The following is a 22,114-nucleotide window of genomic DNA, read 5'->3' as shown; positions in this document are numbered from 1 at the left end:
TTTTAATAAATTACCTTGAAACCTTTACTTTGTAAAGTAAATTATATTGAATAGATATGAAAAATTATGTTCCTGAAACATTTTTTTCCTTCTTACTGAATAGTTCTATCTAGAAAGGAGGGATTGAAATGATCTATCTGCAAGGGTATAGTCAAGCTCCTCTTAATAGTAAATTTCAAGGTACTCAGAAAGAGATTTATTTCTCCTTGGAGAACAGTTCTGAGGTTCATCATTATGATACAATTCAAGAATTCTTCTTTGATATTCAATTAAGAGAGAATATCATTAATGCAGCAAAAGAGCTCAGTAAAAGTACTGTCAAGTTTGCTCCTTTTCAAACCTCAAAATTTAACCCGAAAATTTGGACGAAAATCAAATATGGTTATTTACTCAACCCATTAATACAGCCTTCGGATGCAATAAATGATGTATTTGAAAATGGTAATGAATATGCTTTTGAATGCTCCACTGCTATTATCATTATTTATTATAAGGCAGTTCTTCAATCGATTTCATTAAGTTATTTCAATACATTATTTCAAAGGCTGCTAGTTTGGGACTGGAACTATGATCGAGACCTAAGTATTATAACTGAAAAAGGGAGTAACTTTATCCCGGGAGATGTCGTTTACTTCTACAATCCAGATTTTAATCATCCAGTATGGATGGGAGAAAATGCAGTATTTCTAGGAAATGATTTATTTTTTGGTCATGGAATTGGGATAAAAACAAAGGAAGATATGATTAAAGCACTAAATACACTTAGAAAGGAAAAAGCGAATACATCTGCATACCTAATTTCCCAGCACAGCAGACTTAACTATAAATATTTATCTCAATTTGCCAAGTCTAGTTACTATTAAAGAATGTGTGGTTATGTTTTTATCAGTTCTTTATAAAGAAACATTTAAGAAAACTTCCTCGCTTAGGTGTTAACCCAAGAATTTAGGCATTCGATTGAATACTATTTAATGGGCACAAAAATTTGAGGAGGGGTAAGGTTGAATATGAATGTAGTCCCACATTCTGTAGATTATAATGAGGAAAGAATCCGTCCATTTGGCTTTGGCAGACCAGGCTTTGGATTTGGAAGGCCATTTGGTTTTGGTTTTGGCAGACCTTTCGGCTTTGGCTTCGGTGGCTTTGGACTTCCATTTTTAGGAGGTTTAGCTCTAGGCTCAGCTTTAGGATATGGCTTTAGCTATCCATATCCATATTATTATCCCCCATATCCATATGGATATTGGTATTAATACAAAATTAAACTTTATGGGATAGACTCAGCAGAACTCATTTAAAGCTTCTGGGGCTATCCCTTTTCATCAGTCTTCCCAATCTTCATACAGAACAATTCCGCCTGTCAGATCGAGCTCGTTTCTCTCGCCTTTATAATAAAGCCTTCCATCCTCATTCACGATTAAGTTCTCATAAGTGAAAATCTGGTCTCCAGAAGGCAATTCAATAATGATTTTTTCACCAAGTTCTTTTTTAGGAGCTTCAATTATTATTAAGCTTTTAGAATAATAATATAACCCAGCAATAATAGCTATAAATAAAATAGGAGCAAGAAAGTATCGTTTTTTAATGAAGCGTGATGATTTTAATGAATACTTTTCAGACCTGGACATTTCTTCGTTTGTACCTCCAAAAAAATTAAGATTAATCTTCAAAGTATCGTATGCTCGCAGAATTTAGTTGATGACTAAAACAGGCTAATCATGAATGTTTACGCTTAAAGTTAAAATTATAAATTTTTTCAAAAATTGAAACATTTTCTTATGTAATCCGTAAATAGAAGTGAGCTTGAAAATACATATATTAAAGGGGGGCATATGGCTATGAAACTATTTATTTTTAGGAGATATTCCATTAAGGAAGGTCTTAATCTTAAAGGGCCATTAAGCAATGTATATCAGGTTAAATACACAATGATAAATAGTAAATTTAGGAAAGGACCAGTGTGATGATTGAGTTATTTGGAATTGGCATTCAGACTATTTATTTATATACCCTGATCATTTCCGGCAGCTTAATTATCTTATATTTATTTTTTGGCGATGTCGTTGAAGGATTATCGGAAGGTACTAATTTTCTTAATCCTGTTTTAATTCTTGCATTTTTAACCTTCTTATCATCTATTGGCTACTTATTAGAGGCACTAACTGCCCTTAATAGTTTTCTCATTTTGGTCATTGCAGCAATTTTTTCGATCATATTGGATACTTTGTTAAATGTTTTTGTCCTAATTCCTTTATCAAAGTCTGAAGAGTCACTTGTATATACAGAGGATTCTTTAAAAGGGAGATTAGGGAATGTCATTATCCCAATCCCTGAAAATGGATTTGGGGAGGTTTTGATTGAAAGCATAAGTGGAAGGATTTCAAAACCTGCCGCTAGCTTCGAAAATAAAAATATAGAGGAAGGAAAACAGGTTTTAGTGATTGATGTAAAAAATGGAGTAATTTATGTAGTACCACATAAACAATATTAGATTGGGGGAGAGTATATGCTCACGATTTGGATTGTTATTGGAATTGTAGCATTTTTATTAATTGCTTTATTAGGAGTTTTTATCTCAAAATATAAAACGGCTGGCCCAGACGAAGCATTAATTGTAACCGGCAGCTATCTTGGCAGTAAAAATGTACATGTTGATGAATCAGGGAACAAGATAAAAATTATCCGCGGAGGCGGTACTTTTGTACTCCCTGTGTTCCAGCAGGCTGAGCCGTTAAGTTTACTATCAAGTAAATTAGAGGTTTCAACACCAGAGGTTTATACAGAACAGGGCGTTCCTGTAATGGCTGATGGTACAGCCATTATCAAAATTGGCGGTTCAATAGGTGAAATTGCTACAGCTGCAGAACAGTTCCTCGGTAAATCTAAGGAAGACCGAGAAAATGAAGCGAAAGAGGTTCTTGAAGGACATTTAAGATCGATTCTTGGTTCTATGACAGTAGAAGAAATTTATAAAAATCGTGATAAGTTTTCCCAAGAGGTACAAAGGGTCGCATCACAAGACCTTGCGAAAATGGGACTTGTTATTGTATCTTTCACGATAAAAGATGTACGAGATAAGAATGGCTATTTAGATTCCCTAGGAAAGCCGAGAATTGCTCAAGTAAAGCGTGATGCTGATATTGCAACAGCCGAAGCAGAGAAGGAAACGCGGATTAAAAGGGCAGAAGCAGATAAAGATGCGCAAAAGGCTGAATTAGAGAGAGCAACAGAAATAGCTGAAGCAGAAAAAGAAAATCAAATGAAAATGGCAGATTATCGCAGAGAGCAGGATATTGCAAAAGCTCGCGCTGACCAAGCATATGATTTAGAAACGGCACGTGCTAAACAAGAGGTAACAGAGCAGGAAATGCAAATTAAGATTATTGAACGTCAAAAGCAAATTGAATTAGAAGAAAAAGAAATCTTAAGAAGAGAACGGCAATATGATTCAGAGGTGAAGAAAAAAGCTGATGCTGATCGCTATGCAGTAGAGCAGGCAGCAGAAGCAAATAAGAAAAGGCAAATGGCAGAAGCGGATGCAAATAAATATTTAATTGAAGCTCAAGCCCGTGCTGAAGCAGAACGTGTCCGGGTAGACGGTTTGGCAAAAGCTGAATCACAGCGTGCGCAAGGGGAGGCAGAAGCAGAAATTATCCGCCTGAAAGGACTTGCAGAAGCTGAAGCAAAACGTAAGATAGCCGAGGCTTTCGAACAATATGGCCATGCAGCTATTATGGATATGGTATTAAAAATGCTTCCTGAATACGCTAAGGAAGTTGCTGCTCCACTTTCGAATATTGATAAGATTACCGTTGTTGATACTGGCAGTGATGGAAAAAATGGCGGTGCTAATAAAATTACCGGGTATGCCACCAACTTAATGTCAACCATGCAAGAAAGTTTAAAAGCTTCCTCAGGCATTGATGTGAAAGAATTAATTGAGAACTTTTCTGGGAAGGGAAATATACGTCAAAGTGTAAATGAGTTAACAAATGAAATAAAGAACCAGAAGGATGCTGAAGCTGAATAAGACTCCATGATTTAGCAGTGATCGAATTTTGATCACTGTTTTTTTATTGTTTATGGAATATATTCGATAAATGAAATAAATTTCTGGTGTTAGTACCCAAAAATTGTGCATTCGTCTATCGCACAAAATGGATAAATTGAATAGGATATATGGAATCAAACAAAGGAGGTATTTGAAAATGGCAGATGGAGCTGTTGGATACGGTGGAGGCTTCGCTCTACTTGTTGTCTTGTTTATCCTTTTAATAATTATTGGTGCATCTTGGGGATATGGCGGTTTCTACTAATAAATCATAAATAAGAGGGGAGATGATTTCATGTTTGGATATGGCGGCTATGGTTATGGCGGTTGTGGCTATGGATATGGCGGCGTAGGATTTGGAGGCGGCTTTGCTTTAATTGTTGTCCTGTTCATCCTGCTGATCATTGTTGGTGCAGCTTGTTTTAGATGGTAATAAAAGGGGGCAAGAGAGCGAAAACTCTCTTGCTTTTTTTATTTTCTCATTTTTTAATTGATGAATGAATAATGCATCTTAATATTCCTGTTAGAAATTCTTACTATAACTTTCCTTACATTCCATGGAAATAATTAAGGTGTGGTGACAATAAATATTCTATGTTACGGTAGTACATGTTGATCACGTAACTTGCAAAACCTATTAAAAAGGGAGGAGATATAATGAAAAAGCTAGCAACAGCCATTCTTGCTGCAGTCATGATGCTCTCACTCCAATTTATCCAATCGAAAGAAAATCGCATTTATGCGGAAACATTAGATCATGTTCAAATTTATACGGTTCAAAAGGGTGATTCCCTTTTTAAAATTGGAGTGAAACACGGAGTATCAGAACTGGAATTAAAGAAAGGAAATTATTTAAAATCTAATACGATACATCCTGGACAAAAACTAATTTTGCCAAAAACGATTACAAACAGCGAAAAGGACTTATTAACTAGACTTGTTCATGCAGAGGCTAAAGGAGAGCCGCATGCTGGAAAAGTTGCTGTTGCTTTAGTTGTTTTGAATCGTGTCGATGATAAGAGATTCCCGGATGATATAAAAAATGTCATTTATCAAAAAAGACAATTCCAGCCTGTCGATAATGGAGCTATTAATGAGCCTGCTGATAATGATTCAAAAAAAGCGGTGATGGAAGCTTTAGCTCTAAAAGGACAAGGTGATCAGTCAGTATTTTTCTTTAATCCTGATGAAACGAGCAGCACTTGGTTAAGATCAAGGACTGTAACGACTGTCATTGGGAATCACAGATTCGCTAAGTAAGACAACAAGAGGGTGACTCAATTCTAATAATAACCGAAAAATTCACATTCAAGTCATTCATATTAAAAAGGGTCACCCCTTGCTTAATTTTTTCGTTTTAAATTTAAACTTCCTTATGCCTCTTTTCCTTCCATGACTCATACTTTTCGAGTTCCCCTGATATCTGTTTAATGGCATATCCAAGAACTGCAGCATCATCTACGATTCCTATTCCAATAAGAAAATCAGGTACTAAATCAATTGGAGATATAAAATATAATATGGACGCAATGATAAATACGATAGATTTTTTGGAAACATCCTTGTACTCCCCTTTAGACCAGGATTTCATTAAATCCATTAGAAGCTGGAGATTTTTCCATATGTCTTTTAAAGTTCCTCTGTTTCTTGCTGCCTTTTTCATTGTTTTCTTAAGTAATTTATCGGTTTTTTGGGGATTTTGGGCATATTTGTATGCAGTAGATTCAAATTTTTTATAGCCTAGCTTGATGTCCTCTTTCATTTTGTTCACCTTCTTTGAAATTATTAATATTTATAATCTGCCCTTCATAATAAAAAGATGAGGAATTTTTGCCTCATCTTTTTGTGTTTTTCTCGATATATTCAAATAGAAATGATTGACCATTGCGATAGAAACGAGGATCGTACAATCCGAAGACTTTTTCGTCGTTTACGAGAACAACGAAAGGAGCCCACTCATAGAGTGTTTTTGCTTCTGGTTTTTGTTTAAATAATGCATTTAAATCAGCACCCTCAGCAGACTTGAGGACATATTGCACTTTTCTTTCTTGAAAAACATTGTCTTTAAATATTGTTACATCCTGATCCTTTTTTGTAATAACCGAAAAGGTCCATGGAATAAAACCGGCAGAGAGTGCTATTTGGTCATAATGGCCGTCATATTGTTTATAAATGATGTACCCCTGTGACGTTTGTACAATAAGATGTATAGCAATAAATGCCCATGCAAGCTTAAAATAATATGGGCCCTTTTTTTTGTTGCGTCTTGAAAAGAAATAAGCTGTTCCTAAAATTGTCCAGAAAACTAAATCAACAATAGGGATCGTTCCAAATGTAATTCTTTTTGAAGAGAAGGGCTCTAAATAACCTGTTCCCCATGCATTAAACAAGTCGCTCGTATCATGTATAAATACAGCGAGCCAGCCGAGGAAAAATAATTTAATATCTTTCACTTTAAAAATGAATAGGAAAATAAGAAAAAATAGAAGTGCCCATATGGGGGTTAAGTATACAGAATGGGTAATCCCTCGATGCCACATTTGATAAAGACCTTCAGTATCCCAGAACCTGGATATGACATCAATATCCGGAATTAAACTTGCACCGACGGCAGTCACAAGATACGCCTTTTTATGGCTATTATCTAAATTTTTTTTATCAATAGCTCCATACAATGCGAGCCCGAATAAAGTATGTGTAATCGAATCCATCATAATCACCTCCAGCATATGATGCAAATGGGCAAAAACTTACCTTTATTATAGTCATAATCTTCCTGCAAAGCTATTTTAAACGATTCCAAAAATAGTTAAGCTTAATGGGAATATGCAGTATTGCATTCTGTTTTTCTTAAATGATAAAATTAAAGGTATGATTAAATTTGAGAGTCAGCGAGGAAATAACATGGGTAATAAATTTCAAGAAGAAGTACAATCACGCAGAACGTTTGCGATTATTTCTCACCCTGATGCAGGGAAAACAACTTTAACAGAGAAGCTCCTTCTGTTCGGTGGTGCCATTCGGGATGCGGGAACTGTAAAAGGAAAGAAAACCGGTAAATATGCTACTAGTGACTGGATGGAAATAGAGAAGCAGCGGGGAATCTCAGTTACATCGAGTGTCATGCAGTTTGACTACAATGGGGCTAGAGTTAATATTCTTGACACCCCTGGGCACCAAGATTTTAGTGAAGATACGTATCGAACATTAACAGCAGTGGACAGTGCGGTTATGATTATTGACTCTGCGAAGGGGATTGAAGAGCAAACATTAAAGCTTTTTAAAGTTTGCCGAATGAGAGGAATACCCATTTTTACTTTTATCAATAAGCTAGATCGCCAAGGAAGAGCTCCTTTAGAGCTGCTTGCTGAGCTTGAAGAGGTTATGGGAATTGAGTCTTATCCTATGAATTGGCCAATCGGTATGGGCAAAGAATTCCTTGGTATTTATGACCGTTTTAATAAACGGATCGAACAATTCCGTGTCGAGGAAAAGGATCGCTTCATTCCATTAAATGAAGATGGCGAAATTGATGGGAACCATACGATTAAGACATCAGGTCTTTATGAACAGACACTCGAAGAAATTATGCTGCTAAATGAGGCTGGCAATGAGTTTTCTCTTGAAAGAGTGAAAAAGGGGGAGCTTACACCTGTTTTCTTCGGCAGTGCATTAACAAATTTTGGAGTGCAAACTTTTTTAGAGTCTTATCTGCAGTTTGCACCACCGCCACAAGCACGTAATTCAACAGCTGGAGAAATTGATCCTTTATCTGAAAACTTTTCAGGCTTTATTTTCAAAATCCAAGCGAATATGAATCCTGCACACCGTGACCGGATTGCCTTTTTAAGAATATGTTCAGGGAAATTTGAGCGTGGAATGTCTGTTAATATCCCTAGACTAGGAAAACAAATAAAACTGGCTCAGTCAACACAATTTATGGCAGACGATAGAAGTACAGTTGATGAAGCAGTCAGCGGAGACATCATTGGAATATATGATACCGGAACATACCAAATTGGTGATACCTTAACCTCAGGTAAGGATAATTTCCATTTTGAGCGTCTTCCGCAATTTACACCAGAGCTTTTTGTAAAAGTGTATGCGAAGAATGTAATGAAACAAAAGCATTTTCATAAAGGTATCGGGCAGCTCGTACAAGAAGGAGCAATTCAGCTATATAAAACAGTTAAAACAGATGAATTACTGCTTGGAGCAGTTGGACAGCTACAATTCGAAGTGTTTGAACACCGCATGAAAAATGAATATAATACTGAAGTGATAATGGAAAGAATCGGTTCGAAAATTGTCCGTTGGGTAGATGGCGATAATGTAAATGAAAATCTTTCAAGCTCAAGAAGTCTTCTCGTTCATGACCGATTTGATAAAAATGTCTTTTTATTCGAAAATGATTTTGCTCTTCGTTGGTTCCAAGAAAAAAATCCAGACGTGAAATTATACAATCCAATGGATTCAGAGCATTAATTATATGAAGAAACATAGTTGAAGCGGCTTCTAACAAAAGAAGCCGTTTTTATTTTGATATAATTTATTGGAGTTTTCAAACAAAAGCGAAATTAATAAATATAATAGGTTAATCAATGCTTTTCTTGACATAAATATATATTAATATTATAGTAATATCATAAATTAGCGCTTTAATACTAAAAAGCGTCTAAGTGTAATAGTTTATTATTTTAGTGAACTGCAATTGCCTTAGGCAATAAGGAGAAAAGTAAACATGGAAAAAATACAATCAAATATTACTCTTAAGCCTATTGAGGCATTTGTTATTACCCTTTTTCTATTAGGTGGAATCAGCTCTGCCATTATATTTGCAGGAGTAGTACCACATATACCGATTGTATTGGCAATCATGTGTTTAATAGGATTTGGGCTCTATAAAAAAATTAGTATTAAAGAATTAGAAGATGGATTAACGAGTGGAGCCAAAACCGGCCTTGGAGCAGTATTTATATTTTTCTTTATTGGCATGCTTATAAGCAGCTGGATGGCTAGCGGAACCATTCCTACTTTTATTTATATGGCGTTAGATGTTGTTAACGGTAAATTTTTCTATGCGATTGCTTTTGCTGTTTCTTCCATTATTGGTTTGAGTATAGGGAGTTCTTTAACTACTGCAGCAACGATTGGGGTTGCATTTATGAGTGTGTCCTCTGCACTAGGATTATCAGAAGCACTGACAGCTGGAGCAGTTATATCAGGTGCATTTTTCGGGGATAAGATGTCTCCTCTTTCTGATACAACGAACTTGGCATCTATGATTGTGAAAGTTGATTTATTTGACCATATTAGAAACATGGCTCTTACTACAATTCCTGCATTTATTATTTCGTTCTTCCTTTTTGCTATTTTCTCTCCTGGAGAGGCAGCGGCCAATTTTTCAAACCTTGTTCTACTCAAGGAGACATTAGTTAAAGAAGAGTATGTTCATTGGTACTCCCTAGCTCCATTTTTAATTTTGGCCTATTTAGCAATAAAGAAGGTTTCAGCCATTACGACTTTATCTGCTAGTATTTTGTCTGCATTATTGATTAGTTTTTTTGTTCAAAAGAATTTTGGTCTGGAAAAAATGATGAACCTTTTATACTTTGGGTTTAAATCGGATACTGGAGTGCAGGAAGTTGACTCATTATTAACAAGAGGAGGAATGGAAAGCATGATGTTCTCCATTTCTCTAGTCCTATTAGCTCTTTCAATGGGGGGACTGTTATTTAAATTAGGTATATTGCCTGCATTGTTAGAAGGAATGAAGAAATATTTGAATAGTGTACCGGCATTAATTACCTCAACTGCCGGAACAGCTATCGGCATCAATTTTCTTCTTGGAGAGCAGTATCTTTCAATTTTACTCACAGGGAATGCTTATCAGGAGTCATATGATAAGGCTAGTTTACATCCAAGGAATCTCTCCAGAGTTCTTGAGGATGCAGGCACAGTGATAAATCCACTAGTACCATGGGGAGTTTGCGGTGTTTTTCTAACAGGCGTATTAGGGGTTGAAACGATCAATTATTTACCATTTACGTTCTTTTGCTTATTATCTCCAATATTAACGGTCATTTATGGTATGACGGGCTTTACAATTACAAAAAAGTGAGAAGGCAGCTTGAATTTAGCTCCTTTCTCACTTTTTTTGTTTTGGTATATGCTTGCATCGCGATATCTGCTTTCATTTAGTTGGGTCGTACTGGTATATTAAGTTAAAGTTAACTAAATATAGTAGTTAGATGAAGGGAGATATATTATTGAAAATTAGTTATTTCGCAATAAATAGACCTATTTTCACATTGGTAACAATGTTTTTAATTCTAATATTAGGAATTGTTTCATTACTAAATATACCTATGAAGCTTATTCCTGACATTAACCCGCCTGTAGGGGTCATTGTTACTACATATCCCGGGGCAAGTCCTGTGGAGGTAGTTGAAAAAGTGACAAAGCCATTGGAAGCCAATCTTGCTACGCTCCCAGGTATTAAAACGATGACAAGCTCTTCACAAGAGAGTGCCAATTTCATCTTAATGCAGTTTTCTTGGACGACCAATATTGACGAAATTCAAAATGAAGTCATACAGCGCATAGATCAAACCCCAATGCCGGATGGTGCAGACAGGCCTAGGTTTCTTAAGTTTGACCCGGCACAATTTCCTATTATCCAATTATCATTAAGCTCTGAAAATGAAACACACACTTTAAGGCAAATTGCAGATCAGTTAAAGCTTGAACTAACTAAGGTAAATGGAGTAGCAAGTGTTAACCTCTCTGGAACAGCAATTAAGGAAGTTCGAGTAGAGCTTGATCAGAATAAGTTACAGGAGGTTAATTTAAGTCAGGAAGATGCAGTGAATATTATTCAAGCTAATAATATTTCCTTACCTGGGGATATGATTTTAACAAATGGGAAGGAACTTACGACAAGAATAATAAGTACAATAGATTCCATTGATACATTGAAAAATCTTACCGTTTCCATTAATCCAATGAATGGGGAAAAGATCCTTCTATCAGATATTAGCAAGGTGGAGCTTGTTAATCAGGATGATCGGACGATAACAAGAACGAATCAATCACCATCTGTACTGCTTAGTGTATTGCAGAAATCAGATGCAAATACTGCGGAAGTTTCGAAAGAATTTAAAAATCATCTAAATAAGCTCCTTGAAAAAGAAAAATATAAACAAATTCAGTATGATATTTTGTTTGATCAAGGTGATTTTATTGGATTAGCAATTGGAAACATATTCAATTCTTTGATTCTTGGTGGACTTTTTGCAATGGGAGTACTTTTTTTCTTCCTGCGAAATATAAAAAGCCCATTGATAATAGGAATCTCGATTCCCTATTCTGTTATTTTTACATTTGTATTAATGTATTTTTCCAATTTCACCCTAAATATTATGACATTAGGCGGATTGGCCCTAGGCATTGGCATGCTTGTAGATAATGCGATCGTAGTAATTGAAAATATTTATCGTCATTTATCGATGGGAAAGGATTCGCGGACTGCTGCAATAGATGGTGCAAAAGAGGTCGGAGCAGCAATCACAGCGTCCACACTAACTACTGTAGCTGTATTTCTGCCTGTTGTTTTTATAACAGGTCTAATAGGAGAGCTTTTTACTGAATTTGCTTTAACGATTTCATTTAGTCTGTTTGCATCTTTAATTGTAGCTCTTACAGTTGTGCCGATGTTAGCAAGCCGACTGCTAAAAGCACCAAAGGAAAATTTGGAGGTAATAAGACAGCAATCAAGCTGGATGAAACTACTTGAAAAATCTATAGAATGGTCACTAAAACATCGGGCTGCAGTCCTTCTCGGAGCAATCATCCTTCTTGGAGCGGGATTGTATGGGTTAACGACAGTGGGTACCCAGTTTTTGCCGAATTCAGATGAAGGCTTCTTTAGTGTTCGGATCAAATTAGAAAATGGGTCCGCCTTAACGGAAACAGAAAAAGTGATAGCGGCAATGGAGAAGGAACTAGAAGGGGAAAGGGATGTAGAGACATTTGTCAGCTTAATTGGTACTACCCAAGAAGGTTCGTTTCGTGGTTCAAAAAATGCAAATATTGCAGAATTATATGTGAAAATGAAGGAATTGAATCAAAGAGAAAAATCAACGTTTGAATTTGTCGATAACGTAAAGAATAAATTAGAAAATGCTGCAAAAAAGGCTAATCATAGTGCCGAAATTTCATTTAGTCTACAGTCTTCTTCAGGTTCATCTCCCAATACATTGACCTTTAGTGTAAGGGATACGGATAAAGCAAGGCTAAATAAGAGCGTTGAAAAAATTTATAAAGCGATAAATGACTTAGCTGATGTAACTGAATTGTCAACAGATCTCATGAATAAGGTGGAAGAAGTTCAAATTACGGTTGATCGTGAAAAAGCATTACAGCATGGACTCGTTCCTGCACAAATAGCGAGGACAGTCAATGATGCAACTCGGGGAAACCGGGCAACACAAATGATTGATGAGCAGTCGAATATTTATAGTGTTTTTGTAGAATATGATGGAATTGTTACGCAGAACCTTGATAAATTAAAAACCTTACTTATTAAAAAAACTGACGGAAGTTATATTGAACTCCACCAAGTAGCTGATATTGAACTCGGAGAAGGGCCAGTTAGAATTCAGCGCATTAATGGGCAAAACGCTGTCCAATTTACATTAAAATATAAATCCACAACAAATTTAGGATCAATTTCTAAAGCAGTAGACAAAAAGATTGCAAAATTGGGTTTGCCGGAGGATACGGAGATTGTTTTCAGTGGAGAAAGGGAGTTACTAGAGTCATCCATTGATGAAATGATTATGGCTTTTGTTTTGGCTATCGTATTTGTATATCTTGTAATGGCGGCTCAGTTCGAATCATTGAAATACCCATTTGTAATCATGTTTACGGTTCCATTAATGGTTATTGGGGTTTCAATAGCCTTAACCTCAACAAGAACACCTATAGGAATAACGGTGATTATTGGAATTATTGTCCTCGCTGGTATTGTTGTAAATAATGCGATTGTTATTGTTGATTATATTAACCAGCGTAAGCTGAACGGAGTCCTAACCTATGATGCGATTATTTCGTCCGTTAAAGATCGTGCTCGCCCTATTTTAATGACTGCTTTAACGACCATTCTTGGGCTGATTCCACTTGCACTTGGAATTGGAGAAGGAACTGAAATCAATCAGCCAATGGGACTTACAGTTATTGGAGGATTACTTAGCAGTACTTTTTTAACTTTATTTGTGATTCCGGTTGTGTATAGTTTATTTGATAGGGATACTAAAATAAAGGCAATAAATAAAATCACATAATAAATATAAGTCTTACCGCCTCTGTTCTAATGAGGGGCTATTTATTAAATTTGTCGAATAATGTAGAAAAAAGGAATGGAAATTAAATGGAAAACAAAAATATTTATCACCATTCAAGTGCAAAATAATAATATTGAAACTGGCTGGTGATGACGATGAAACCTATTACTAAACTGGAAGCAATATTATGGAGTATTGCATTACCAGGATTTAGTCAACTAATATCTGGACACATTTGGAAGGGGACATTTTTCATTGTTCTGGAGTTTATCATTAATGTGTACAGCAACTTTAATACTGCAATTATGTACAGTTTTTTGGGTGAAATTGATGAGGCAATTAAAGTAACAGATTTTCAATGGTTAATGTTTTATCCTTGTCTTTATATGTTTGCGATGTGGGATTCATACCGGATCGCTATGGCGAAAACAGAGGAACTTACCTTTCTTCCTTTTGTTTTTAGTGCTTATTTTGTGACGGTTGGCCTTATGTACTCCACTAAATTAACATTATTTGGGATATTATTTGGTCCTGTATTTTTACCAATGCTTTTTTTAATACCAGGGTTAACAATTGGATTTTTTATTAGATGGTTAATTCTTGCAAATAGAAAACGGAGAATTATTTAAGGAATTTAAAATTTTAATTGAAACTTTTACTGGCTTTAACAACCCGTTTGTTAAGGCTTTTTTTATTTATTATAAAATTTTTTAATATTAAACCCCCAGAAATCTGCTAATCTTCTCCGTACAGTTGTAATGAATCAAGGCGGCCGCTAAGAAATAAATATTGAGGTGAAATTTTATGAAATTTTTATCAGCTAAAGAAATGAACAAAATCGCAAAAGTCACATTAGCATTAGTATTAGCAGGATCATTTACATTCTCTTCGACATTAGCTTCAGCTGCCGAAAAAACGGATCATACAGAAAAATACGAAACAATTGTTTTAGATAATCAAACTTTAAAAAATACATCAAAAACTGATGATAAAGAAAATGCTCAGTTTGATCAAGACCAACAGCAAGAAGCAACAAAGGAAGAGAAGCCATCTCTTGTCCCAGGTAACTTCTTTTACTTTGCAAAAATCGCAATTGAAAAAATTAAACTAGCTCTTACATTTGATGATAAAAAAGAAGCAAAACTGCTTGCAGAATATGCAGCTGAACGACTTGCTGAATCAGAGGCTCTTTTTGCAGACGGGAAAGAAGATCAGGCAGTGGAAGTTATTGACAAGGCGCTTGAGACATTAACAAAGGCAGAGGATAAAACAGTTAATAATCATCAAAAGGGCACTGCAAAGGATGAACCAACTGTTGAAGAGACTGAAAATAAAGAGCAAAATGGAGAAAAAATAGCTGTAACGGAAGAAACCTCCAAAGATAAAGACAATGCTGACGATGAAGTGACAGTTGACCAGCCAGCAGATGAAATGGAAGGACTAATTTCACAAAACATAATAGCACTAAAAGCAGCCCTAGAAAAAGTGAAAAATCCAGTAGCAAAGGCTGCTCTTCAGAAAAATATTGATAAAAGTTATGCAAGATTAGCAAAAAAGCTTGAAAAGTTAAATCATAAACATGAATTAAAAAAAGAGGCTGAGCTTGCAACAAAAGAAGAAGTATCAGATGAACAAGTAAGTAAAGAAGATAATCAAGATGATGTAACAGTAAATACGGATAAAACTTCTCAAGTAGCTGTGAAAAAGGACGAAGAAGCTGTTAGCCCTGAAAAAACTAAACATGAAAATGCAGACAAATTGAAACTTATGAAAAATACAGCAAAAGCTGAAATAAAACAAACTCGTGAAGTAGCTAAAAAGCAAATAAAACAACAACGAGTTGAGGCAAAAGAAGAAAGAAAACAGCAGCATGAAGCAGTGAAACAAGAAGCAAAGCAAGCACGACAAGAAGCAAAGCAAGCACGTGAAGAAGTAAAGCATCAGCGAAAAGTAATGAAGGTAGAGGCATCAATAAAACAAGATGTAAAACATAATGAAAATAAAGGACATCATAAGGGTCAAAACAATCAAGCGAATGGAGAAAATAACCAATAAAAAAATTAATCATGAACAAGTTGAAAAGAGGCCATTTATAAAGGTTCTCTTTTCCTTATCATTTAGCTAACCCTAAAAAAACGATCCTAACGATCGTATGGTATAATGTGTTTTGAATAAAGAGGTGAGGCTATTGCTAAGTTTGTTGTTCATGGCAAAAAAGCGAAAAAGGACAATGGAAGAAACAGTTCATTCAATACAGCAAGGTGATTCAATATTGCAAAATGAACTGATCCATTCATATAAACCATTTATTGCAAAGACTGTTTCATCAGTTTGTAAGAGATATATACATGAATCTGATGATGAATTTAGTATTGGTCTAATTGCTTTCAATGAAGCGATACAAAAATACTCTCCAGAAAAAGGGAGTTCCTTGATTAGTTTTTCTGAGGTATTAATTAAAAGACGGGTAATCGATTATATTCGGTCACAATCCAAGCACCAAATTTTGAAGCTTGATTATAATTCAGCAGATGGTGATGAGGATCAAACGAGTAATTCTATTGAAAATGAGCTGTCCATAGACAATTATATCCGGAAAACAGATGAAGAATTAAGAAGGGAAGAAATCATTCAATTTAGCCAAGTGCTTGAACAATTTGAGCTTTCATTTTCAGATTTAATTGAACAATCTCCAAAGCATGCAGATGCAAGAAAAAATGCAATGATTGTAGCTAAATTGATAGCAGATAAAGAAGAACTTAAACAAATTTTATTAGAAAAGAAACGACTGCCCATTAAGCAACTTGAAAACTATGTATCTATAAGTAGAAAGACAATAGAGAGAAACAGGAAATATATCATTGCTATGACACTAATTTTATTGGGTGATTATGTATTTTTAAGGGATTATATTAAAGGGGTGTTGGAAACGTGAAAACAGGAATAATAATGGAAATAAATGAACGTTTTTTAACACTATTAACCCCAGATGGTGAATTTCTAAAAGCTCAAAAACAGAATAGACAATATCAGATTGGAGAAGAAATTAATTTCTATCCTATCAGTGAAGAAAAGACAAGCAGGAGTGCGTTTTTATCCGTATTTGCAAGCTTTAAGGCAAAAGCAGTATTAATGGCATTCGTTATGATTATTCTAATTTGCTCGTCTATCTTTACTATTAATGGCAATAATGAAGTTTATGCCTATATGTCAATTGATACTATACCAAGTATTGAACTGGGTGTTAATGATAAGTTTCAAGTAATTGAGATTTCTCCTTATAATGAAGAAGGAAAAGAAATAGTTAAACAAATTCCAAATTGGAAGAATAAAAGTGTTAAGGAAGTTACTGCTCAAATAATAAGGCAGATAAAAAATCAAGGATATACAAAAGATAATTATGAGATCGTAATTGCCACAGTAAATACTCAAAAAGAGAACAAAGCTCTTGAAACGAAATGGGAAAGAGAAGTAACAGAAATAAAGGAAACAATTCAAAATGAACAGTTAGCAGTAAAGGTTATGGATGCCACTCCAAAGGAAAGAGAAAAAGCAAAAGAGAATGGTCTTTCGGTCGGTTCATTTAAAGAGACAAAATTAAAAAATGAGCCAGACAACGTATCGGGCACTCAAAAGCCGAATATTAATGAGAACAAGAAGGTTTATCAAAAAGACGATTCAAAACATAGTAAAGATGATCAAAATCAAGCTGAGTATAAGAACAAGGGGCATAATAATAATAATAATAATAATAATAATAATCGTCCAGCTACACCACCAGGTCAGGTTAAAAAAGAGCAAAACTTAAATCAAACTAATGGTGGATATAAACAAGGAAACCAGCAAACAGATAAAAAGATACCACCTGGGCAGGAAAAAAAGCAGGAACGTATAAATAACCAAAACGGCAATAACTTGGAAAAATATCATAAAAGTAATAATGAGAACAAATTAATAAATAAAAATCAAAGTAATTACGATGATAAATTCCCTCATGGAAATGGAAAAGAAAATTCTAAGTGGAATAATAAGAAGCATAATGAAAAACAAAATTCAAATCAAAAAGGTAAAGAAAAAAAGAATCATGGGCATCAAGACGATTGATGAGTAAAAAAAGTCCGATCATTGACCGGACTTTTTTTACGCCAAAGTATTAAATTGTTTTCAAGGACCTTCATTAATGGTTACTTCCAGTCATGCTAGCCTGTGCTTGTTTCACTAATCTCTTTGTAATTTCCCCGCCAACAGACCCATTTGCACGAGAAACCGTATCTGATCCTAATTTCACGCCAAATTCTTCGGCGATTTCATATTTAACTTGATCCAAATATTGTTCAATTCCAGGTACCAATAATTTATTACTGCTGTTTGCCAATTCTTCTCAACTCCTATTATGGTTATAACAGAGGTTATATTCAATTAAATATCTCTGTAATTGTAGTATGTTTAATCATATCCATTTCATAAGTGGTAATATTTTTCGTAATCATCTGTAAAACAATGTATTATAGGGGAAATAGCAATTTAAACAGAGTAATAAAAAATAATGCAAAAATAACTTTCATAATAAAGAATTATTCATTATGATAGAGGATATGAAAAAATTGAAGGGAAATATTATTAATGCTTAGAAGTGTGAGAAATCGGCTTGAAAAACTGTCACCTGCACAAGTTATTTCAGGATATTATTTATTGGCCATAACAATATCAATTCTTTTATTCAGTATTCCTGCAGTCCGTAAACCAGGAGTTGAAATATCTTTCATCGATACAGTTTTTACTGCTGTAAGTGTTGTTAGTGATACGGGCTTAACTGTTTTTGATGTTTCAGAAAAATATAGTGTTTTTGGATATTTTATTATTATGCTTGTACTCCAATTTGGCGGAGTCGGCATTATGGCAATTAGTACATTTTTCTGGATGATTTTAGGGCGAAAAATTGGTTTGCGCGAGCGTCAATTAATAATGGTTGACAATAATCAGTATTCATTATCTGGCCTCGTTATATTAATTAGAGAGATCATAAAGATGATTCTTCTTATTGAAATCATAGGAGCAATCATTTTGGGATTTCACTTTTTGAAATATTATCCAAACTGGAGGGAAGCATTTATACATGGTTTGTTTGCATCAGTAAGTGCTACAACCAATGCTGGGATGGATATAACGGGAGAATCACTTGTTCCATATGCGGGAGATTATTTTGTGCAATTAATTATTATTGTACAAATAATCCTTGGAGCCATTGGATTCCCGGTATTAATTGAGGTTAAAGAATACATTTTTAGGAAAAAGGAGGAATCTCCATATCCATTTAGGTTTTCATTATTTACTAGGTTGACGACACTAACATATGGAATTCTCCTTGTTTCTGGAGCAATTTGTATATTTTTGATTGAATTTCAAAATTATTTTAAAGATATGGTTTGGCACAAAGGATTTTTCTATGCCCTCTTCCAAGCAGTAACTACGAGAAGTGCTGGCGTTACGACTATGGATATTAACGAATTTTCAATGCCAACACTTTTACTTATGAGTGTATTTATGTTTATTGGAGGATCTCCTAATTCAGTTGGTGGGGGTATACGGACCACGACCTTTGCGTTAAATATGCTTTTTATTTATCACTTTGCAAAAGGAAATCGTGATATCAAAATATTTAATCGAGAGTTACATCATGATGATATTATGAAATCATTAGCTATAACTCTGTTGGCTATTGTTATGTGTTTTATTTCCGTCCTCGCTTTAAGTATCTCTGATAGCAAGCATCAACTTATTGAAATCTTTTTTGAAGTTTGCTCTGCATTTGGTACAGTGGGCTTGTCAATGGGAATTACTTCAGATCTTAGCGTTTTTGGAAAATGTGTACTAATGGTTTTGATGTTTATAGGTCGTATTGGATTAACCTCTTTCTTATTTATTATTGGTGGTAATAAGAAGCAGGCGAATTACCATTATCCAAAGGAGCGCGTTATTACTGGTTAATTACAAAAATCCGGGAATAAACCCCCGGATTTTTTCAAGTTTGTTTCAATCTGTTCCTCTGCTGACATCATGAGTTGGATGCATAAAAGGACTACCTTGTGGTTTCTTTTTTCTTTCCAGTAAATCTTGATTTTCAGAGGTATTCCAGCCAATATCATTTGTTGGATGTACCCATTCATCGCCAGCCATGATTTCAGGATCGGTCTCCGTACTCCAATTTTCTAATGGAGAATTTTCAGATGAATAAAGACTATCACCAATAATAACTTCATGAGAATTTTCAAATGGTGCTTCCATTTTGATGCCTGTTCCCTTGAAGCTAGGTGCTTCAATTTGGTGGGGAAGGGTTTCGTTAATGCCAATGCTCTTCCCAACATACTTTTTCTTTTTCTCCATTTTGTTATCATTCCTTTTTTGTTTTGTATAGTTATCTGTTCTTTTATGTTTTGTTGATTTAATGGAATTATAAGCTGCGTTCCATTGAAAATATAAGGGAATATTTTCGATGAATGAAATGGGTCAACAGGAAAACAATAAGAATGTATCATTCCATTAGGAGGGTGCAATATGGCGAAAAGAAAAGCGGAATATGATGCAGCAGTTAAACATACAAAAACTCCAAAGAGAAATTTACAGGAATCTGAATTCTCTGCAGAATTTAGTTATGGAGAAAACCCAATGAAGGGTGCAAATCGAAATTCGAAGCAGGGAAGAAAGGGCAGATCTTAATGAGAGAAATCAGTGAAAAGAATGTTTCCAATGTTGAATTTGGCATGGACTTTGGAGATGTAAATGCAAGTAAGCTTTATGAGGCTGTTAATGATGACAGGGAAAAGAACAATAAGAAGAAACCGAAATGTTTATAAGATCAGCTCGCTGCTTAAGGCAGCGAGCTGATTTTTTCATCTAAGCTTTCGCAGTGAAGATAGTAGATTTTTCTGTTTTTGCATCAAAATAAGTTAATAACACTGTTTGGTTTTTCTTAATTTCACCTGTTGTTAAATATTTATCTAAATTAAAGGTTAGCTTCTCGATTAATGTATGCTTATAGATCTCTTTTTCGTTTAAATAGAGTTCTTTAAAATCTGAGCCTAAACGAGCTGGGTTTTGAAGAAGGTCTTGATAGAATGTTGATCTATCTCCCTTTTCGAAGCTAGACGATGTATTCCACCAAGGTTTTCTTGGCTTATATTTTTGTCGAATTAAATAATCGTATTTCATTAAGCCTTCAATAATATCTAAATCGGCAATTTCCTTACTTTGCAGAAATTCGTAAAGGCGTTTAAATAAATCCTCCAGCTGATGACCAATTCTTGACCAGCCCTTTTCCTCCCAGAAGCTGCCGAATTCTTGGAAAAAGTCAAATGGAGAAGAGAATGCTTTCGAAACAAGATACTCAATCGTGAAATCCATTCGATGGTCATTCCAATATTTCTCCAGTACATCCTCAACTTGCTTAATACGGATAATGTCATCAAAGGACAGAACATTATTTCCAAGCATTTCGTATGGCGAATGGTCCATATAAATATATTGGTGCTGCTCTGCTCTTAATCGTAAGCCTGTCCCTCTCAATAATTTTAGAAAACCAAGCTGGAGCTCCTCAGGCCTCATCGCAAAAACATCATTAAAAGTCTTCCGGAATGAATTGTAATCCTCTTCTGGAAGTCCGGCAATTAAATCAAGATGCTGATCAATCTTTCCGCCATTTTTCACCATTGTCACTGTTCTAGAAAGCTTTTCGAAGTTCTGCTTTCTCATGACAAGCTCATTTGTATAATCGTTTGTTGATTGGACACCGATTTCAAAACGGAACAATCCGGTTGGAGCTTCTTTATTTAAAAATTCAATAACCTCAGGTCTCATAATATCTGCAGTAATCTCAAACTGAAAAACAGTTCCAGGCAAATGTTCATCAATTAAAAATTGAAACATTTCCATCGCATAGCTTCTGCTGATATTAAATGTTCGATCGACAAATTTAATTGTCTTTGCACCATTTTTCATTAGATAACGAATATCGTCTTTAATTTTCTCACGGTCAAAATAACGGACGCCTACTTCTATGGAAGACAGGCAGAACTGACAGCTAAAAGGACAGCCTCTACTCGTTTCAATATAAATCACGCGTTTTGATAGGTGAGGAATATCCTCTTCAAATCTAAAAGGGGATGGCAGTTCACGAAGGTCTAACTTATTCCGCTGCGGATTAATTTTTATTTTCTCATCCTTGCGAAAAGCAATTCCGTGAATTTGATCAATATCTAGATCTCCTTCAAGTCCAGCAAGCAATTGCTTGAAGGTTTCCTCTCCTTCACCAATGACAATGAAATCAAAATCCTTCACTTTTTCCATCCATTCCTGAACATCATAAGATACTTCTGGTCCGCCAACTACGATTTGAATAGTAGGATTAATTTTTTTGATCATACTGATCACTTTGATCGTTTCTTCTATATTCCAAATATAGCAGCTGAAGCCGATAATATCAGGCTTTTTCCGGATTAGATCTGTGACTATATTCATTATCGGATCTTTGATAGTATATTCAGCAATTTCTATATCAAACTCAGGGCTCGCATATGCTTTTAAATACCGAATAGCGATATTCGTGTGAATGTATTTAGCGTTCAATGTGGAACAAATTATTTTCATGTAAGAAACTCCTTTAAGAGTATTGAAATAACAACATATTATTATAACTTATTGTGGACAAAATAGATAGGAGAGA

Annotated in this window: 23 protein-coding genes; 17 read left to right on the top strand and 6 right to left on the bottom strand. The window is 34.9% G+C overall.

Annotated features, from left to right (window positions below; genetic code table 11):
- Window positions 1-128 precede the first annotated feature (128 nt).
- Together H0173_RS03265 and H0173_RS03260 are read left to right on the top strand one after the other, a co-directional pair.
- The gene (locus H0173_RS03265; RefSeq protein WP_221844474.1) at window positions 129-863 is read left to right on the top strand and encodes a protein-glutamine gamma-glutamyltransferase; all 735 of its coding nucleotides are present in this window, start codon (window positions 129-131) and stop codon (window positions 861-863) included.
- Between the two features lie 144 nt (window positions 864-1,007).
- A complete protein-coding gene (locus H0173_RS03260) occupies window positions 1,008-1,253 on the top strand; it encodes a spore coat protein (RefSeq protein WP_221844811.1) in 246 nt (81 codons plus the stop codon).
- A 69-nt stretch (window positions 1,254-1,322) separates the two neighbouring features.
- Here the strand turns inward: H0173_RS03260 and H0173_RS03255 are convergent, their stop codons facing one another.
- Complete coding sequence (locus tag H0173_RS03255) at window positions 1,323-1,628, bottom strand: hypothetical protein (RefSeq protein WP_221844473.1); 306 nt, start codon at window positions 1,626-1,628, stop codon at window positions 1,323-1,325.
- Window positions 1,629-1,966: 338 nt separating this feature from the next.
- On the opposite strand from H0173_RS03255, the gene H0173_RS03250 reads away from it, so the two are divergent.
- The 5 genes from H0173_RS03250 to H0173_RS03230 all read left to right on the top strand — a co-directional run bounded on the left by H0173_RS03250 (window position 1,967) and on the right by H0173_RS03230 (window position 5,311).
- The gene (locus tag H0173_RS03250; RefSeq protein ID WP_483862190.1) at window positions 1,967-2,491 is read left to right on the top strand and encodes an NfeD family membrane protein; all 525 of its coding nucleotides are present in this window, start codon (window positions 1,967-1,969) and stop codon (window positions 2,489-2,491) included.
- Window positions 2,492-2,506: 15 nt separating this feature from the next.
- Window positions 2,507-4,030: a flotillin lipid rafts scaffold protein FloT gene (locus H0173_RS03245; RefSeq protein WP_221844471.1), complete on the top strand. Its 1,524-nt coding sequence runs from the start codon at window positions 2,507-2,509 to the stop codon at window positions 4,028-4,030.
- 178 nt (window positions 4,031-4,208) lie between these two features.
- Entirely contained in the window at window positions 4,209-4,316 is a 108-nt protein-coding gene (locus H0173_RS03240) for a YjcZ family sporulation protein (protein ID WP_221844470.1), read from the top strand.
- A gap of 30 nt (window positions 4,317-4,346) precedes the next feature.
- Complete coding sequence (locus H0173_RS03235) at window positions 4,347-4,484, top strand: YjcZ family sporulation protein (protein ID WP_221844469.1); 138 nt, start codon at window positions 4,347-4,349, stop codon at window positions 4,482-4,484.
- Window positions 4,485-4,708: 224 nt separating this feature from the next.
- Complete coding sequence (locus H0173_RS03230) at window positions 4,709-5,311, top strand: cell wall hydrolase (RefSeq protein ID WP_221844468.1); 603 nt, start codon at window positions 4,709-4,711, stop codon at window positions 5,309-5,311.
- 103 nt (window positions 5,312-5,414) lie between these two features.
- Here H0173_RS03230 and H0173_RS03225 read toward each other — a convergent pair whose 3' ends face one another.
- The gene (locus H0173_RS03225) at window positions 5,415-5,813 is read right to left on the bottom strand and encodes a YkvA family protein (protein WP_221844467.1); all 399 of its coding nucleotides are present in this window, start codon (window positions 5,811-5,813) and stop codon (window positions 5,415-5,417) included.
- A 73-nt stretch (window positions 5,814-5,886) separates the two neighbouring features.
- Window positions 5,887-6,762 carry a metal-dependent hydrolase gene (locus H0173_RS03220; RefSeq protein WP_221844466.1) on the bottom strand — a complete coding sequence of 292 codons (876 nt, stop codon included), beginning with the start codon at window positions 6,760-6,762 and terminating at the stop codon, window positions 5,887-5,889.
- A gap of 193 nt (window positions 6,763-6,955) precedes the next feature.
- On the opposite strand from H0173_RS03220, the gene H0173_RS03215 reads away from it, so the two are divergent.
- From H0173_RS03215 to H0173_RS03185, 7 genes are all read left to right on the top strand, one after another.
- Window positions 6,956-8,536, top strand: coding sequence for a peptide chain release factor 3 (locus H0173_RS03215; RefSeq protein WP_221844465.1), 1,581 nt, complete (start codon window positions 6,956-6,958; stop codon window positions 8,534-8,536).
- 256 nt (window positions 8,537-8,792) lie between these two features.
- The gene (nhaC, locus tag H0173_RS03210) at window positions 8,793-10,172 is read left to right on the top strand and encodes a Na+/H+ antiporter NhaC (protein ID WP_221844464.1); all 1,380 of its coding nucleotides are present in this window, start codon (window positions 8,793-8,795) and stop codon (window positions 10,170-10,172) included.
- Between the two features lie 148 nt (window positions 10,173-10,320).
- Entirely contained in the window at window positions 10,321-13,395 is a 3,075-nt protein-coding gene (locus H0173_RS03205) for an efflux RND transporter permease subunit (RefSeq protein WP_221844463.1), read from the top strand.
- A gap of 155 nt (window positions 13,396-13,550) precedes the next feature.
- On the top strand, window positions 13,551-14,024 hold the full coding sequence (locus tag H0173_RS03200) for a hypothetical protein (RefSeq protein WP_221844462.1): 474 nt from the start codon (window positions 13,551-13,553) through the stop codon (window positions 14,022-14,024).
- A gap of 175 nt (window positions 14,025-14,199) precedes the next feature.
- Entirely contained in the window at window positions 14,200-15,450 is a 1,251-nt protein-coding gene (locus tag H0173_RS03195) for a DUF5667 domain-containing protein (protein ID WP_221844461.1), read from the top strand.
- Between the two features lie 124 nt (window positions 15,451-15,574).
- Window positions 15,575-16,330 (top strand): RNA polymerase sigma factor SigI, encoded by a 756-nt coding sequence (gene sigI / locus H0173_RS03190; protein WP_313770603.1) that lies wholly within the window; start codon window positions 15,575-15,577, stop codon window positions 16,328-16,330.
- Window positions 16,327-17,499: an anti-sigma factor domain-containing protein gene (locus H0173_RS03185; protein WP_221844459.1), complete on the top strand. Its 1,173-nt coding sequence runs from the start codon at window positions 16,327-16,329 to the stop codon at window positions 17,497-17,499. The genes sigI and H0173_RS03185 overlap by 4 nt, the downstream gene beginning before the upstream one ends.
- A gap of 73 nt (window positions 17,500-17,572) precedes the next feature.
- Here the strand turns inward: H0173_RS03185 and H0173_RS03180 are convergent, their stop codons facing one another.
- Window positions 17,573-17,770, bottom strand: a complete 198-nt coding sequence (locus H0173_RS03180) for an alpha/beta-type small acid-soluble spore protein (protein ID WP_221844458.1) — start codon at window positions 17,768-17,770, stop codon at window positions 17,573-17,575.
- Between the two features lie 248 nt (window positions 17,771-18,018).
- Between H0173_RS03180 and H0173_RS03175 the strand changes: the two genes are divergently transcribed.
- Window positions 18,019-19,383, top strand: coding sequence for a TrkH family potassium uptake protein (locus H0173_RS03175; protein ID WP_221844457.1), 1,365 nt, complete (start codon window positions 18,019-18,021; stop codon window positions 19,381-19,383).
- 45 nt (window positions 19,384-19,428) lie between these two features.
- Here H0173_RS03175 and H0173_RS03170 read toward each other — a convergent pair whose 3' ends face one another.
- Window positions 19,429-19,779: a DUF3905 domain-containing protein gene (locus tag H0173_RS03170; protein ID WP_221844456.1), complete on the bottom strand. Its 351-nt coding sequence runs from the start codon at window positions 19,777-19,779 to the stop codon at window positions 19,429-19,431.
- 171 nt (window positions 19,780-19,950) lie between these two features.
- Here H0173_RS03170 and H0173_RS03165 point away from each other — a divergent pair, with 171 nt between their 5' ends.
- Both H0173_RS03165 and H0173_RS03160 read left to right on the top strand, forming a co-directional pair.
- The gene (locus H0173_RS03165) at window positions 19,951-20,112 is read left to right on the top strand and encodes a hypothetical protein (protein WP_221844455.1); all 162 of its coding nucleotides are present in this window, start codon (window positions 19,951-19,953) and stop codon (window positions 20,110-20,112) included.
- Window positions 20,112-20,249, top strand: a complete 138-nt coding sequence (locus tag H0173_RS03160) for a hypothetical protein (RefSeq protein ID WP_221844454.1) — start codon at window positions 20,112-20,114, stop codon at window positions 20,247-20,249. Before H0173_RS03165 ends, H0173_RS03160 begins: the two co-directional genes overlap by 1 nt.
- A gap of 40 nt (window positions 20,250-20,289) precedes the next feature.
- Here H0173_RS03160 and H0173_RS03155 read toward each other — a convergent pair whose 3' ends face one another.
- Window positions 20,290-22,038 (bottom strand): B12-binding domain-containing radical SAM protein, encoded by a 1,749-nt coding sequence (locus tag H0173_RS03155; protein WP_221844453.1) that lies wholly within the window; start codon window positions 22,036-22,038, stop codon window positions 20,290-20,292.
- Between the last annotated feature and the right edge of the window lie 76 nt (window positions 22,039-22,114).

Source organism: Bacillus sp. S/N-304-OC-R1, from assembly GCF_019749375.1.
Taxonomy (GTDB): domain Bacteria; phylum Bacillota; class Bacilli; order Bacillales; family Cytobacillaceae; genus Cytobacillus.
The sequence above is the reverse complement of the archived record's forward strand: the minus strand, read 5'-3'. Positions and strand labels throughout refer to the sequence as shown.

What these genes read in the sequence shown, in the direction of transcription:
- H0173_RS03240 (WP_221844470.1), top strand. Translation starts at nt 4,209, where the DNA reads ATGGCAGATGGAGCTGTTGGATACGGTGGAGGCTTCGCTCTACTTGTT.
- H0173_RS03155 (WP_221844453.1), bottom strand. Translation starts at nt 22,038, where the DNA reads ATGAAAATAATTTGTTCCACATTGAACGCTAAATACATTCACACGAAT.
- H0173_RS03265 (WP_221844474.1), top strand. Translation starts at nt 129, where the DNA reads ATGATCTATCTGCAAGGGTATAGTCAAGCTCCTCTTAATAGTAAATTT.
- H0173_RS03230 (WP_221844468.1), top strand. Translation starts at nt 4,709, where the DNA reads ATGAAAAAGCTAGCAACAGCCATTCTTGCTGCAGTCATGATGCTCTCA.
- H0173_RS03175 (WP_221844457.1), top strand. Translation starts at nt 18,019, where the DNA reads ATGCTTAGAAGTGTGAGAAATCGGCTTGAAAAACTGTCACCTGCACAA.
- H0173_RS03165 (WP_221844455.1), top strand. Translation starts at nt 19,951, where the DNA reads ATGGCGAAAAGAAAAGCGGAATATGATGCAGCAGTTAAACATACAAAA.
- H0173_RS03235 (WP_221844469.1), top strand. Translation starts at nt 4,347, where the DNA reads ATGTTTGGATATGGCGGCTATGGTTATGGCGGTTGTGGCTATGGATAT.
- H0173_RS03220 (WP_221844466.1), bottom strand. Translation starts at nt 6,762, where the DNA reads ATGGATTCGATTACACATACTTTATTCGGGCTCGCATTGTATGGAGCT.
- H0173_RS03260 (WP_221844811.1), top strand. Translation starts at nt 1,008, where the DNA reads ATGAATGTAGTCCCACATTCTGTAGATTATAATGAGGAAAGAATCCGT.
- H0173_RS03245 (WP_221844471.1), top strand. Translation starts at nt 2,507, where the DNA reads ATGCTCACGATTTGGATTGTTATTGGAATTGTAGCATTTTTATTAATT.
- H0173_RS03255 (WP_221844473.1), bottom strand. Translation starts at nt 1,628, where the DNA reads ATGTCCAGGTCTGAAAAGTATTCATTAAAATCATCACGCTTCATTAAA.
- H0173_RS03200 (WP_221844462.1), top strand. Translation starts at nt 13,551, where the DNA reads ATGAAACCTATTACTAAACTGGAAGCAATATTATGGAGTATTGCATTA.
- H0173_RS03215 (WP_221844465.1), top strand. Translation starts at nt 6,956, where the DNA reads ATGGGTAATAAATTTCAAGAAGAAGTACAATCACGCAGAACGTTTGCG.
- nhaC (WP_221844464.1), top strand. Translation starts at nt 8,793, where the DNA reads ATGGAAAAAATACAATCAAATATTACTCTTAAGCCTATTGAGGCATTT.
- H0173_RS03225 (WP_221844467.1), bottom strand. Translation starts at nt 5,813, where the DNA reads ATGAAAGAGGACATCAAGCTAGGCTATAAAAAATTTGAATCTACTGCA.
- H0173_RS03195 (WP_221844461.1), top strand. Translation starts at nt 14,200, where the DNA reads ATGAAATTTTTATCAGCTAAAGAAATGAACAAAATCGCAAAAGTCACA.
- H0173_RS03170 (WP_221844456.1), bottom strand. Translation starts at nt 19,779, where the DNA reads ATGGAGAAAAAGAAAAAGTATGTTGGGAAGAGCATTGGCATTAACGAA.
- H0173_RS03160 (WP_221844454.1), top strand. Translation starts at nt 20,112, where the DNA reads ATGAGAGAAATCAGTGAAAAGAATGTTTCCAATGTTGAATTTGGCATG.